Source organism: Bacillus sp. PK3-037 (genome assembly GCF_054161355.1).
This window is the reverse complement of sequence record NZ_CP096408.1, coordinates 3661125-3673261: the sequence shown is the minus strand read 5'-3', so window position 1 is coordinate 3673261 and position 12137 is coordinate 3661125. Positions and strand designations below refer to the sequence as shown.

General features: G+C 47.1%; 13 protein-coding genes. 6 read left to right on the top strand and 7 right to left on the bottom strand.

Annotation, left to right across the window (positions count from 1 at the left end):
* Window positions 1–12 precede the first annotated feature (12 nt).
* From M1D69_RS18980 to M1D69_RS18970, 3 genes are all read right to left on the bottom strand, one after another.
* Window positions 13–891: a TetR/AcrR family transcriptional regulator gene (locus M1D69_RS18980; RefSeq protein WP_458105195.1), complete on the bottom strand. Its 879-nt coding sequence runs from the start codon at window positions 889–891 to the stop codon at window positions 13–15.
* Window positions 892–1053: 162 nt separating this feature from the next.
* Window positions 1054–1803: an NADPH-dependent oxidoreductase gene (locus M1D69_RS18975; RefSeq protein ID WP_202853236.1), complete on the bottom strand. Its 750-nt coding sequence runs from the start codon at window positions 1801–1803 to the stop codon at window positions 1054–1056.
* Window positions 1804–1819: 16 nt separating this feature from the next.
* A complete protein-coding gene (locus tag M1D69_RS18970) occupies window positions 1820–2107 on the bottom strand; it encodes a putative quinol monooxygenase (protein ID WP_003234477.1) in 288 nt (95 codons plus the stop codon).
* A gap of 140 nt (window positions 2108–2247) precedes the next feature.
* Between M1D69_RS18970 and M1D69_RS18965 the strand changes: the two genes are divergently transcribed.
* On the top strand, window positions 2248–2562 hold the full coding sequence (locus M1D69_RS18965) for an ArsR/SmtB family transcription factor (protein ID WP_024120224.1): 315 nt from the start codon (window positions 2248–2250) through the stop codon (window positions 2560–2562).
* A 1-nt stretch (window position 2563) separates the two neighbouring features.
* Here the strand turns inward: M1D69_RS18965 and gabR are convergent, their stop codons facing one another.
* Entirely contained in the window at window positions 2564–4003 is a 1440-nt protein-coding gene (gabR, locus tag M1D69_RS18960; protein ID WP_458105196.1) for a MocR-like transcriptional regulator GabR, read from the bottom strand.
* A gap of 105 nt (window positions 4004–4108) precedes the next feature.
* Here gabR and gabT point away from each other — a divergent pair, with 105 nt between their 5' ends.
* The 4 genes from gabT to gdh all read left to right on the top strand — a co-directional run bounded on the left by gabT (window position 4109) and on the right by gdh (window position 8674).
* The gene (gene gabT, locus M1D69_RS18955) at window positions 4109–5422 is read left to right on the top strand and encodes a 4-aminobutyrate--2-oxoglutarate transaminase (RefSeq protein WP_458105197.1); all 1314 of its coding nucleotides are present in this window, start codon (window positions 4109–4111) and stop codon (window positions 5420–5422) included.
* A gap of 70 nt (window positions 5423–5492) precedes the next feature.
* Window positions 5493–6881: a succinate-semialdehyde dehydrogenase gene (gene gabD / locus M1D69_RS18950; RefSeq protein WP_458105198.1), complete on the top strand. Its 1389-nt coding sequence runs from the start codon at window positions 5493–5495 to the stop codon at window positions 6879–6881.
* A 125-nt stretch (window positions 6882–7006) separates the two neighbouring features.
* Window positions 7007–7870: a glucose uptake protein GlcU gene (glcU, locus tag M1D69_RS18945; RefSeq protein ID WP_024120228.1), complete on the top strand. Its 864-nt coding sequence runs from the start codon at window positions 7007–7009 to the stop codon at window positions 7868–7870.
* Window positions 7871–7888: 18 nt separating this feature from the next.
* A complete protein-coding gene (gdh, locus tag M1D69_RS18940) occupies window positions 7889–8674 on the top strand; it encodes a glucose 1-dehydrogenase (protein WP_458106115.1) in 786 nt (261 codons plus the stop codon).
* A 42-nt stretch (window positions 8675–8716) separates the two neighbouring features.
* Here gdh and M1D69_RS18935 read toward each other — a convergent pair whose 3' ends face one another.
* The 3 genes from M1D69_RS18935 to M1D69_RS18925 are packed head-to-tail and all read right to left on the bottom strand — an operon-like array spanning window position 8717 to window position 11583.
* Window positions 8717–9337 (bottom strand): YcnI family copper-binding membrane protein, encoded by a 621-nt coding sequence (locus M1D69_RS18935; RefSeq protein WP_044161857.1) that lies wholly within the window; start codon window positions 9335–9337, stop codon window positions 8717–8719.
* A 13-nt stretch (window positions 9338–9350) separates the two neighbouring features.
* Window positions 9351–10976, bottom strand: coding sequence for a copper resistance CopC/CopD family protein (locus M1D69_RS18930; RefSeq protein WP_458105199.1), 1626 nt, complete (start codon window positions 10974–10976; stop codon window positions 9351–9353).
* 34 nt (window positions 10977–11010) lie between these two features.
* Entirely contained in the window at window positions 11011–11583 is a 573-nt protein-coding gene (locus tag M1D69_RS18925) for a DeoR family transcriptional regulator (protein ID WP_202646946.1), read from the bottom strand.
* Between the two features lie 162 nt (window positions 11584–11745).
* On the opposite strand from M1D69_RS18925, the gene M1D69_RS18920 reads away from it, so the two are divergent.
* Window positions 11746–12099, top strand: coding sequence for a hypothetical protein (locus M1D69_RS18920; RefSeq protein WP_458105200.1), 354 nt, complete (start codon window positions 11746–11748; stop codon window positions 12097–12099).
* Window positions 12100–12137: the final 38 nt, after the last annotated feature.

Below are 12137 nucleotides of genomic sequence, written 5' to 3'. Positions count from 1 at the left end.
CCCTTCTTTTCTTTAAGTAATTAACAGTGTTTTTAACATAGAAATTTGCTGTGTTAAAACACCGGTTTGTTCCAGATAGCCAATCAGTGATTTCAGTAAAAAGGCGCGGGGCTCTTCCTTTTTTGCTTCCTCTTCCAGCATGGCTGCAGCGGATGTCAGCTCATCGATATCATAATCCGCGGCGGGCAGGGAAGAGATGCCTTTATGTAATTCTTTCAGGCTTTCTGATAACAGGAGAGATTTATCCTTTGGCTGGTAGGAGGACGCCGATTGGATATAAAGCTCGATGGTCTCAGGCGGAAGCAGGGAGTGCCGTGTTTCTCTGTTTTTGACAATCTGATTGAGGGTGCTGATGATAAACGATGCGATCGGGTCAAACTCAAGCGGTTTTTCTTCTATTTTGATCAGCATTAAAAACTCACGCATCATGCCGTGAAGAATGATCACCAAATCCCATACAAACGGGAGAATGGTTTCTCCATACGCCTGGATCAGCGAATCGCGGTGCCAACAGATAATCGTCGATCTGGTCTGATGGATATGCTGTTTTACACGGTCATTGTGCAGCTTGGGGTTTCCGTAGGTCAGCATATTAAAAAACTGCTGATTCCGCCTGAATCCTTCCAGCTCCATTTTGACCTTTTGAATCAAACGCTCCTCCGGTGTCAGCGCGGTATTTTCCTGCAGTCTTGATGCCGCGGCCACCATTTGCTTCTGGTTAAACGTCAGCAGCTCCAAAAGCAAATCTTCCTTCGATTGAAACAGCTTATATATCGAAGCTTTTGATATCTTACATTCTTCTGCGATTGCCTGCATGGAAACCGATGTAAAATCCTTTTCAGAAAAAAGCTTCCGTGCGGCTAACAAGATTTCTGTTTTTTTATCAAGCATCTCATGGCTTCCTTCTTTCTTGAACAATAGAAAACCCATTGGTTCACAGGAAACCAATGAGTAACCTCGATAAAATTTTACCAAATAAACAAAATGAAAGTCAATGGATTTTATCCGGACAATAAAAGGGGCCTGCCGGAATTCCGACAGGCCGGGTGTGGCTTATTTTTCAACTTTAAATCCTTGTGTTTCGAGCATTTCACGAATATGCGGATAGTACAGGCGCTCATAGTATGAGGCGATGCCTTGCGACCAGTTTCGTGTTTCTTTTCCGTTGGTCCGGTTTTTCATGTATTCGGACATTTGTTCATCATATGACTGAATGTGTGATGTCAGCTCGTCCTGCTGCAGATACGTTTCTTTGTGATAAACCGCTGCCTTTGGAAGACGAGGTTTTTTCGCTGAACGATCAGCAGGATGGCCGATGACCAGACCCGATACAGGAAACACGTATTTCGGAAGCTGAAGCAGCTCGATCAGTTCATTTGGATTTCCGCGAACCGCGCCGATCGGAACAGTGCCAAGTCCGAGTGATTCAGCCGCTGCCGTCGCTGTGCCAAGTGCGATGCCGGCATCTACTGCGCCGACAAGAACGGATTCTAGCCCATTTGTGATTTCCATGTTGAAGTCATGCAGATCTTCAAGCGCAATTTTTGCACGGTTGAAGTCTGCGCAGAAAAGCAAGAAAACCGGAGCTTGGTCAATCCACGGCTGTCCGCCCGCCAGCTCGGAGATTTTCTTTTTGCGCTCTTTATCCTGAATCGCGATGACGGTTACTTGCTGGCCGTTGATAGAAGAAGGGGCTGATTGCACCGCTTGTATAATGTGGTCCAGCTGCTCTTCTGACACCGGCTCGTCCGTATAGCTGCGGATGGAGCGGTGATCCGTTAATGATTTGATTACTTCGTTCATGTGAGACATCCTTTCCTTACTCGCTGAGCTCTGTGCGCACAACATCAAGAGGAGCGCTCAGCAATTCTTTTCCTTTTGCGACAAATCCTTGGAAATGCGCAGTTTCGTTATGGAATTTCATTGCCGCTTCATCTTTCCATTTTTCAAGCATGACAAATGTATTTTCTTCGCCTACTTTTTCAAATAGGTCGTATTGCGCGTTGCCTTCCTCAGCTCTTGAATGCTGAACAAGTGATTGAGCCTCGCTCAAAAATTCCTCGCGTTTTTCTGGTTTTACTTTGATGTAAGCTTGTAATACGATCATGTAAATCTCCTCCATTTTTCTTTAAAATTTATTGTTCGAATTTGATCGAACTAAATGTACCATGTAATCAAAATCAGGTAAAGGAAAAACCCTCAAATAGTAAAATTGTCATTCTAATTGTTGTGTGATACATTTGTGTCATGAACATTCCAAACCATCCAGAAACAGAAACATTGCAGCTGACAAAGGTTCTTCACGCACTGAGTGATCCGCTTCGTTTAGAGCTGGTGAAGCAATTGGCCGAAGCAAAAGAGAAAACGTGCAGCACCTGTGCTGATGTACAGGTTGCAAAGTCGACCTTGTCCCACCATTTTAAAGTATTAAGAGAATCGGGCATCGCTCAAGTACGCATAGAAGGAAAGCGCCGTTATTATTCGCTTCGCACAGAAGATCTTGAAAGGGCATTTCCGGGCCTGCTTGAAGCAGTGCTGAACGTGGACCAGGAGCGCTGGTAAATCAATCCCCTGAACCGGGGATTTTTTTATGTCCATAAACAGCGCGGCGAAGTCTTTGCACACCTTCCTGAATGTCCTCTTCCCTCAGCCGTGCAAAGCCGATAATAAGCGCGGGTTTGTCAGGCTGCGGACGGCTTTCTTTTAAGCGAAACCGGCTCATCCCGAAGATTTCAAGCTGTTGGGCGGCGGCATGCGCGAGGATCTCTTGTTCTGTGCGGCAGGTGTAAAATTCAGTAACGAAATGCAGTCCCGCATTTGCCCCTTTTACTGTAATCTCCCCTCCAAACTCTGATTCTAATGCGCGGATGAGGCGTTCTCTCTTTTCTTTATAATGCTGCTTCATTTTTTTTATATGCTTCTGATATTCTCCGGACTCGATAAATTCCTGCAGGGCGAGCTGGGTGAGCGACGAGCAGGTCTGCAGGTCATAGCCCCGCTTTTTGTATACCCGTAACAGCTTCGGCGGCAGCACCATGTAGCTGATCCGCAATCCGGGGAGAAGTGACTTTGAAAATGTGCCCATATAGATGACGTTTTGAAAGCGGTCGAGGCTTTGGAGCGCCGGAATACTGTCTACATCATATTTAAATTCGCTGTCATAATCATCCTCAATAATATAGCTGCTCGGCTGCTCCGCTGCCCAGTTCAGCAGCTGAATTCTCCGGGATACAGGCATAATTGTTCCGGCCGGGAATTGATGCGAAGGAGTAGTGATTAATACATCAGGCTTCTGTCTGGTGATTTCAGAAATGGAGATCCCTTTTTCATCAAGCATAATCGTCTTCACCTGTTTTCCGGCATGTTGCAAAAGCTGGTACATTCGCCTGTAACCAGGCTCCTCCATCGCATACACCGCATCCTGGGGCAAAAGCTCAGTCAGCAGCTGCATCAGCACCTGGGTGCCCGCCCCGATGACGATTTGTTCCGGCCGGCATTTCACGCCCCGCGTCAGAGAGATGAGCCTTGTAATGGCGGCTCTTACCTCATATATGCCTTGCGGATGAGACATGTCGCCGAGCGTGCGGTGTGAGCGGGCAGCCGCTTTTTGCTCACAGCGAAACCAGCTTTTCATTGGAAAATGATCTGTATCGGCACTCATATGTGAAAAAGATATCCAATCGCTTTGATCGATATGAACCTCTTTCAGGTCATCCGGCAGTGAAAATGAGGGCTGTTCCTCAGAGGAGAATGTGTCCAGCTGTTCCACGAAAAATCCCTTTCTTTCTTCAGCGTACAAATACCCTTCGGCGAGCAGCTGTTGATAGGCTGAATTCACAGAGTTTACGCTGACCTTCAGCTTTTCAGCCAGCTCTCGTTTGGAGGGGACCTTCGAGTGGGGCAGCAGATTACGGCTGAGGATTTCGTTTTTCAGCTTTTGATAAATCTGCTGATAGATATAATCCGCTTTTTCTGAGCGATCGAGAGTGATTGAGATGTCCATTGCGGTGTCTCCTTTTGGTACCGTCAAAAAGTTATAATTGGTACTTTTCATCATACCAAAAAGAAGTCAGAATGATAAGAAAATAATGACAGCGGGGGAATTCACATGAGTCAAACAACGGCATCAACTTTCACTACAGCGGAGTGGCAGCAAAAACGGGACCGATTTGTCTCAAAAGGTGTGAGCAACGGAAACCGCAGCCTGGCGGTAAAAGGAGAGGGAGCAGAGCTGTATGATTTGGACGGCCGGAGATTTATTGATTTTGCTGGCGCTATTGGAACTTTAAACGTCGGACACTCGCATCCGAAGGTGGTAGAAGCTGTGAAGCGGCAGGCGGAGGAGCTGATCCATCCGGGCTTTAACGTCATGATGTATCCGTCTTATATTGAATTAGCTGAAAAGCTTTGCGGCATTGCCCCGGGCACTCATGAGAAAAAAGCGATTTTCCTCAATTCCGGAGCGGAAGCGGTCGAAAACGCTGTGAAAATCGCCAGAAAGTATACCAAGCGCCAAGGCGTTGTCTCGTTTACACGCGGGTTCCACGGACGCACGAATATGACGATGAGCATGACAAGCAAGGTAAAGCCGTACAAATTCGGTTTCGGGCCATTTGCATCAGAGGTATACCAGGCGCCGTTTCCGTATTATTATCAGAAGCCTGCCGGACTGAGTGATGATGCATATGACGATATGGTCATTCAAGCGTTCAATGACTTCTTTATCGCAGCAGTTGCTCCTGAAACGGTAGCGTGTATTGTGATGGAGCCGGTGCAGGGAGAAGGCGGATTCATTGTTCCTTCTAAACGGTTTGTGCAGCACGTCGCTTCCTTCTGTAAAGAACACGGCATCGTCTTTATGGCCGATGAAATACAAACCGGATTTGCCAGAACGGGCACTTATTTCGCGATCGAGCACTTTGATGTCGTGCCAGACCTGATCACGGTTTCGAAATCTCTTGCGGCTGGGCTGCCGTTAAGCGGTGTGATCGGACGCGCGGATATGCTTGATGCGGCGGCGCCCGGAGAGCTCGGCGGCACGTATGCGGGAAGTCCGCTTGGGTGCGCGGCGGCATTGGCTGTTTTGGACATTATTGAAGAAGAAGGCCTCAATGAACGTTCTGAGGAAATCGGCAGGATCATTGAAGAAAAAGCGCTTGAATGGCAAACAGAATACCCGTTTATCGGTGACATTCGCAGACTTGGGGCGATGGCAGCAATCGAGATCGTCAAAGACCCTGAAACACGTGAACCTGATAAAGCGAAAGCGGCAGCCATCGCAGCGTACGCGAATCAAAACGGATTGCTGCTGCTGACAGCCGGAATCAACGGCAATATCATCCGCTTCCTGACGCCGCTGGTTATTTCAGATGACCTTCTGAATGAAGGGCTCCACATTGTGGAAGCAGGTCTGCGAGCTTAATCATTGGAAAGACCGCACACGGGTCTGCTATCATTTTAAGTAAATCCAAGAATAGAAAGGAATGTTCAATATGCCAGATCAATTAACGGTCTACAACCCGGCTACAGGCGAGGCGATCAAAACGATTCCTCAGCAATCAGCCAAAGAAGTAGAAGAAGCCATTGAACGTTCACATCAAGCGTTTACATCATGGTCTAAAACATCAGCGAACGAAAGAGCGTCTCTTTTGAAAAAGTGGTATGAGCTAATCGTTGAACATAAAGAAGAACTTGCGGATTTAATTACGAAGGAAAACGGAAAACCGTACCAGGAAGCTGTAGGGGAGGTGCTGTACGGCGCCGGGTATATCGAATGGTTCGCAGAGGAAGCGAAGCGTGTGTACGGAAGAACCGTTCCGGCTCCGACAACCGGAAAACGAATTGTCGTGACGCGCCAGGCAGTCGGCCCAGTTGCCGCGATTACGCCTTGGAATTTCCCAAATGCGATGATTACACGTAAAGCGGCGCCTGCTCTTGCTGCCGGCTGTACGTTTATTATCAAGCCGGCGCCTGATACACCGCTGTCAGCCTATGAACTTGCACGCCTCGCATACGAAGCGGGTATTCCAAAAGACGTGCTTCAGGTTGTCATCGGTGATGGCGAGGAGATCGGAAATGTTTTTACAAGCAGTCCGAAAATCCGCAAAATCACCTTTACAGGATCAACACCTGTAGGGAAAATCCTGATGAAAAACAGCGCTGATACTGTGAAACACGTATCCATGGAGCTCGGCGGACATGCCCCGCTGATTGTGGATGAAGATGCAAACATTGATCTTGCTGTTGAACAGGCAATGGTGTCTAAATACCGAAACGCGGGCCAAACATGCGTATGCGCCAACCGGCTCATCGTCCATGAATCCATCAAAGATGAATTTGCTGCGAAACTGAGCGAGCAAGTATCGAAGCTGAAGGTAGGAAACGGACTTGAGGAAGGCGTAAACGTCGGTCCGATTATCAACAAAAGGGGCTTTGAAAAAATCGTCAGCCAAATTGATGATGCGGTTGAAAAAGGAGCGAAGGTTGTCGCTGGGGGCACTTATGAACGAAACGATGATAAAGGCTGCTACTTTGTCAATCCGACAGTGCTCGCTGACGTCAATACGTCCATGAATATCATGCACGAGGAAACATTCGGCCCTGTTGCGCCAATCGTCACTTTTACAGATATTGATGAAGCAATTGAGCTCGCCAACGATACACCGTACGGCTTGGCTGCTTATTTCTTCACAGAAAATTACCGCCGCGGCATTTATATTTCCGAGAACCTTGAGTACGGAATTATCGGCTGGAATGACGGAGGACCGTCCGCGGTTCAAGCTCCTTTCGGCGGAATGAAAGAAAGCGGAATCGGACGTGAAGGCGGTTCAGAAGGTATCGAACCATACCTTGAAACAAAATATATGTCCATCGGTTTATAAACGAAACGATATGCTCCTGAAGAGCTGCCGGAAGATCCGGCAGCTCTTTTTTTGTTTCAGCGAATAAACACATCAATTCCAGCCAAAATAACAGCAAATACATTTTGAAAGAAGGTTCCCCAACAATGGATTTATTTTTGGCTCTTCTCCCAGCTTTGTTTTGGGGGAGCATTGTTCTCTTCAATGTGAAATTAGGCGGCGGGCCGTACAGCCAAACACTGGGAACGACGATCGGGGCGTTAATTGTTTCTATCGTTATTTATTTGTTTGTCCAACCCGTCTTGTCCATGCGCATTTTTATCGTTGGAATTATATCCGGCTTATTTTGGTCACTTGGGCAGAGCAACCAGCTCAAAAGCATTCAGTTAATGGGTGTGTCCAAAACGATGCCGATTTCCACAGGGATGCAGCTTGTTTCCACCTCACTGTTCGGCGTCATTGTTTTCCGAGAGTGGTCAACACCGATTTCGATTACACTTGGAGTCCTCGCTCTTATCTTTATTATTGTCGGTATCGTTCTCACGTCATTAGAAGATAAGAAAGACAAAAAAGATGGAGAGCCGAGCAACTTAAAAAAGGGCATTTTAATCCTTCTGGTCTCGACATTGGGTTATTTGATTTATGTCGTTGTCGCAAGATTATTTAATGTATCTGGATGGTCCGCCCTGTTGCCGCAGGCGATCGGGATGGTCATTGGAGGGGTCATTTTAACCTATAAGCACAAGCCCTTCAACAAGTATGCCATCCGAAATATTCTCCCGGGCTTAATTTGGGCAGGGGGAAATATGTTTTTGTTTATTTCTCAGCCGAAAGTCGGCGTTGCCACAAGCTTTTCTCTCTCTCAAATGGGAATTGTCATCTCGACGCTTGGCGGTATTTTCATCCTGCGTGAAAAGAAATCAAAACGCCAGCTGATTGCGATTGCGATCGGGATTGCACTGATTATTGCGGCTGCCGTATTTTTAGGAATCGCCAAAACGAATTCATAACAGTTAAGGAGGATGAATATGTATCCGGATTTAAAAGGAAAAGTCGTCGCTATCACAGGAGCTGCTTCAGGATTAGGAAAGGCAATGGCCGTTCGCTTCGGCAAGGAGCAGGCGAAAGTGGTCATCAACTATTACAGTAATAAACAGGATCCAAACGAGGTAAAAGAAGAGGTCATCAAGGCGGGCGGTGAAGCCATTGTCGTCCAAGGAGACGTAACGAAAGAGGAAGATGTAAAAAACATCGTCCAAACAGCGATTAAAGAGTTCGGCACACTCGATATTATGATTAATAATGCCGGTCTTGAAAATCCCGTGCCGTCTCATGAAATGCCGCTCAAGGATTGGGAAAAAGTCATCAGCACAAACTTAACGGGCGCCTTTTTAGGAAGCCGTGAAGCGATTAAATATTTTGTTGAAAACGATATAAAAGGAAATGTCATTAATATGTCGAGCGTACATGAAGTAATTCCGTGGCCATTATTTGTTCACTATGCGGCAAGTAAAGGCGGAATCAAGCTGATGACGGAAACATTGGCACTGGAATATGCGCCGAAAGGCATTCGTGTCAACAATATCGGGCCAGGCGCGATCAACACGCCAATCAATGCTGAAAAATTTGCTGATCCTAAGCAGAGAGCAGATGTAGAAAGCATGATTCCGATGGGATATATCGGTGAACCGGAGGAAATTGCGGCAGTGGCAGCCTGGCTTGCTTCGAAGGAAGCCAGCTACGTCACAGGCATTACGTTATTCGCGGACGGCGGTATGACACAATACCCTTCCTTCCAGGCAGGACGCGGATAAATCAAAAAAAGCGATCCAGAACTCATCTGGATCGCTTTTTCTTTAGGCGCGCTTTTTCTTTACAAGAGCTGCAACAGATAAAATAATGGCTGCCGCAGACAGCACAATTGCTGTGATATCAAGAGCCGATGAACCTGAGTCTGCAGAAGCAGAATCATCTTTCGTTTGAGTGGCGCCATGCTCATCTGTTACTTCTTTGGCTGCGGTGATTTTTGTAATGGCATGAGGCGTATCCGCATCTTCATCGCCTGTCCATTCAACTATGCTGCCGTCTTTGTAATATTGATAGGCATCCCAAGCGGCTTCCTCCGCTTTATCAGGGTTTTTGGCAACAAAGGTAAACTGCTGGAACTGGCCTTCCTGAATGCCTCCGTCAGTGGCCTCCCACGTCACGGATACTGATTTGTCGTCGTGTTTGGCAGTAGACACCTTCCAGCCAGGAACCGGTTCGTATTGCTGGAACTCAACATTCTTTGGCATTTTTAAAACAACCTTTGTTGTCGGCTGATTTTTTTCGGAAGGAACTTTCATTGTGTAGGTCTCCCATGAGCCTGTGGCGGATTCAGCCGGTTTTACAGACACGTGCGCGCTGGCAGGCGCCGTAAAGAATAAAAGAGAGCCGATAACAGCTGGACATAGTGTGAATGCGATTTTTTTCAACAACTCAAACACTCCTTTAATTTGTCTTTGTAAACATGATATTGATTTCGTTAAAGTCGCCGGTCAGTCCGTGGACTTTGATCTTCCAGTTTCCCTTTTCATTAATGGACAGGTTTTCAGTCTGGAAGATGCCATCCGTTTTTTCCTTCAATTGAAACGTGCTTTTGTTTTTATTGCCTGACAGTCCCGTTTTATAAACGGTCAAGGTGATTTGCTGAATGTTTTTTACTGGGTTTCCGCTATGATCGGTAACCCTGAGTTCAAACTCGTTTTTGCCGGGCTGGTTCGGGCTGATGCTGAGAGAAACACTTTGCCCGTTTTCAATCGCTTTGGTTTGATAAAACGGTTCCGGTGCAGGCTCAGGCGGACTTGGCAGACTTGTAAATACGGCAGCTGTGATCAGGACAGCGATGCCGATTGTCCATTCCGCTTTTAGCGTGCGGGTGATTTTGGATCCCTGCCGTTTTCTGGTAAGCAGAAAATGAATAACGCCCAGAATCAGCATCAAAACAAACAGTCCGCTTTTGACTAACAAGGCTTGGCCATACGCCGTATGGAACAGTGAGTCCATTGACCGAATGATGAAAAATCCATTGAGCAAGCCCGAGAACAAAATGACACCGACTGCTGTGAGCGCCCATGGAGAGAACCGTTTTACGGTCTCCCAAGCAAGCGTTTTGTCCGGCTGTCTCCACTCCTGTGACAGCAGTAAAACGATGGCCGCTATTCCGCCGATCCAAATGGAGGCGGCCGATAAATGAAGGAAATCCATCAGGATACCGACTGTCTTTTCTTCAACAACAGCGGCATGTCCGGTAAACGCTTTGGCAAGCAGGAGACCGAAAAAGAAAATGAGCGGCGCCGTCCAATATGCGAAGGACGCAAAACGCTTTTTGCGTAACACTGGGACGGCAGACAGGACAAGCAGTGCATACAGCAAGGCCTGAATCATCCAAATTGTGCCTCCCGCGGTTTCAAACAGCGTCTCCTTCATGTACCCCGGCTGAAAGGCGTTGCTCCAGCCGCCGCCTGCATTCGCTTTAGTCTGTATCGGAAGCTGAAGCAGGAGCGCCAGCCCCAGCACAGTCACTGAGATGACGAGCAAACGCTTCGTCCGTTTGGCGAGTTTTCTTCCGTCCCCTTTATACCAAAAGAGATGGAAGAAAACGGTCCCGATAAACAGAGAAAAGGCTGTATACAGAATGGCGCGGTCTGCAGCTGTTCCCGGATTCAGGGCTGAGCCTGATGTTTTCTGGCTGCTGAATCCTCCATCCGCTTTTCCGATGCTGAACGGGATGACGCCGGAAACAGGGTGCCCGTCTGCCGAAACGGCATTCCATTCCGCTCTGTACACGTCATGAGGCAGATTCTTTTTCAGCTTCACGGTCATGATGTGATTGTTGTCTTTTTTGATTTCTGTTTTGTCCGTATCCACCCGGTCTCCGTCTGAATTATAGACTTTAATGTAGTGAAAGCCCTCTTCAACCGGTTCATTAAATTCAATTTCCACCTGTGCGGGAGCGCTTTTTAATTCACTGTTTTCTCCGGGCGAAGATTTGACAATATAGGCGTGAGCAAAGCTTGTTTTCGGCAGGAAAACAAGAAAAAGCAGAAGTATGATCCACCATCTGTTCCGTTGCATTACTCAGACACCACCTTCCGCTAATTATATTGTGTTATTTCTTGGTGCAGGTGCAGTGCTTTTTTCTGTCTCTCAGCATGTCTTCCAGCGCTTGATCGAAGGTGCGGACGGCTCCGCCAAAGCCTTTTTGAAAACGTTCAGCATGGTCAAGAGTCGCAAACGGTATGGCCTGCGGCTGGCAGCAGTGCAGATTTAATTCAGCGTTTACAACAAAATAAGCCGAAGCGGCACTGACCGTAGTTTGTAACAGAAAGTCTTTGCAAATCAAATGAGAAACCTCTTCCGTTTTATCTGCATACCGCAAAAACGCGCAATGTGCGCAGCACAGCTGTTCAATGTCTTGTGTCACCGTAATCAGCTGGACCGAATAAGCCTGATTGGCTGGCTTAAGGCAATAGCTGCACGTGTGATCAGCCTGAGGCGCACGGACTGGGAGCGTGATGCCGCCGGCCGTTTTTATCACCTGGTTTGATTGGACAAGCTGATTCACATCTCTGTATACTGTCATTTCTGACACACCGAACCGCTGACTGATATCAGAAATTCTGAGCGCGCCTTCTTTTTTCAGCCACTCAAGTATGTGCTGCTGTCTATTAATCGGAAGCATTCATACATCCCCTTCATTAAGATCTTCTTAAGCGTAGAGGATTTCAAAGACCGAGACAAGTATGCTGGTGATAAAAAATGTGAAAATGTGTTGAACAGTAACAAAACGAAACAGGATGGTCTCTGGTATAATGGGCATATGAATGGAGAGTGAAAATACCATATGAAAGAAACAGTATGCCCGAACTGCGGCAAACCTTTGACAGGCGACATGGTCAGATCGTCAAATGTCCCGTGCCAATTTCGCTGCGGACACTGCCGGGAACGGCTTTACGAATATAAAGTATCAGCTCCGATTATGATTGTGTCTTTGGCACTCATCGTGCTGCTTATTTATCTTTTGATGCTCCTTCGCAATGCGGCAGGCTCAATGATTCCGGCCGTTCAGCATGTGCCGATGGCTGTTTTTGCGCTTGTGTGCGCCTATCCTGTATTTATTGTGAGTGAACGGATGATCGCGAAGTATGTGGTCCAAAACGGCAAGATTATTTATAGAGGAAAGAGAAAGGGCTCCTAAAACAGGAGCCTTTTTATTTTTAAAAAATTGTCACACCC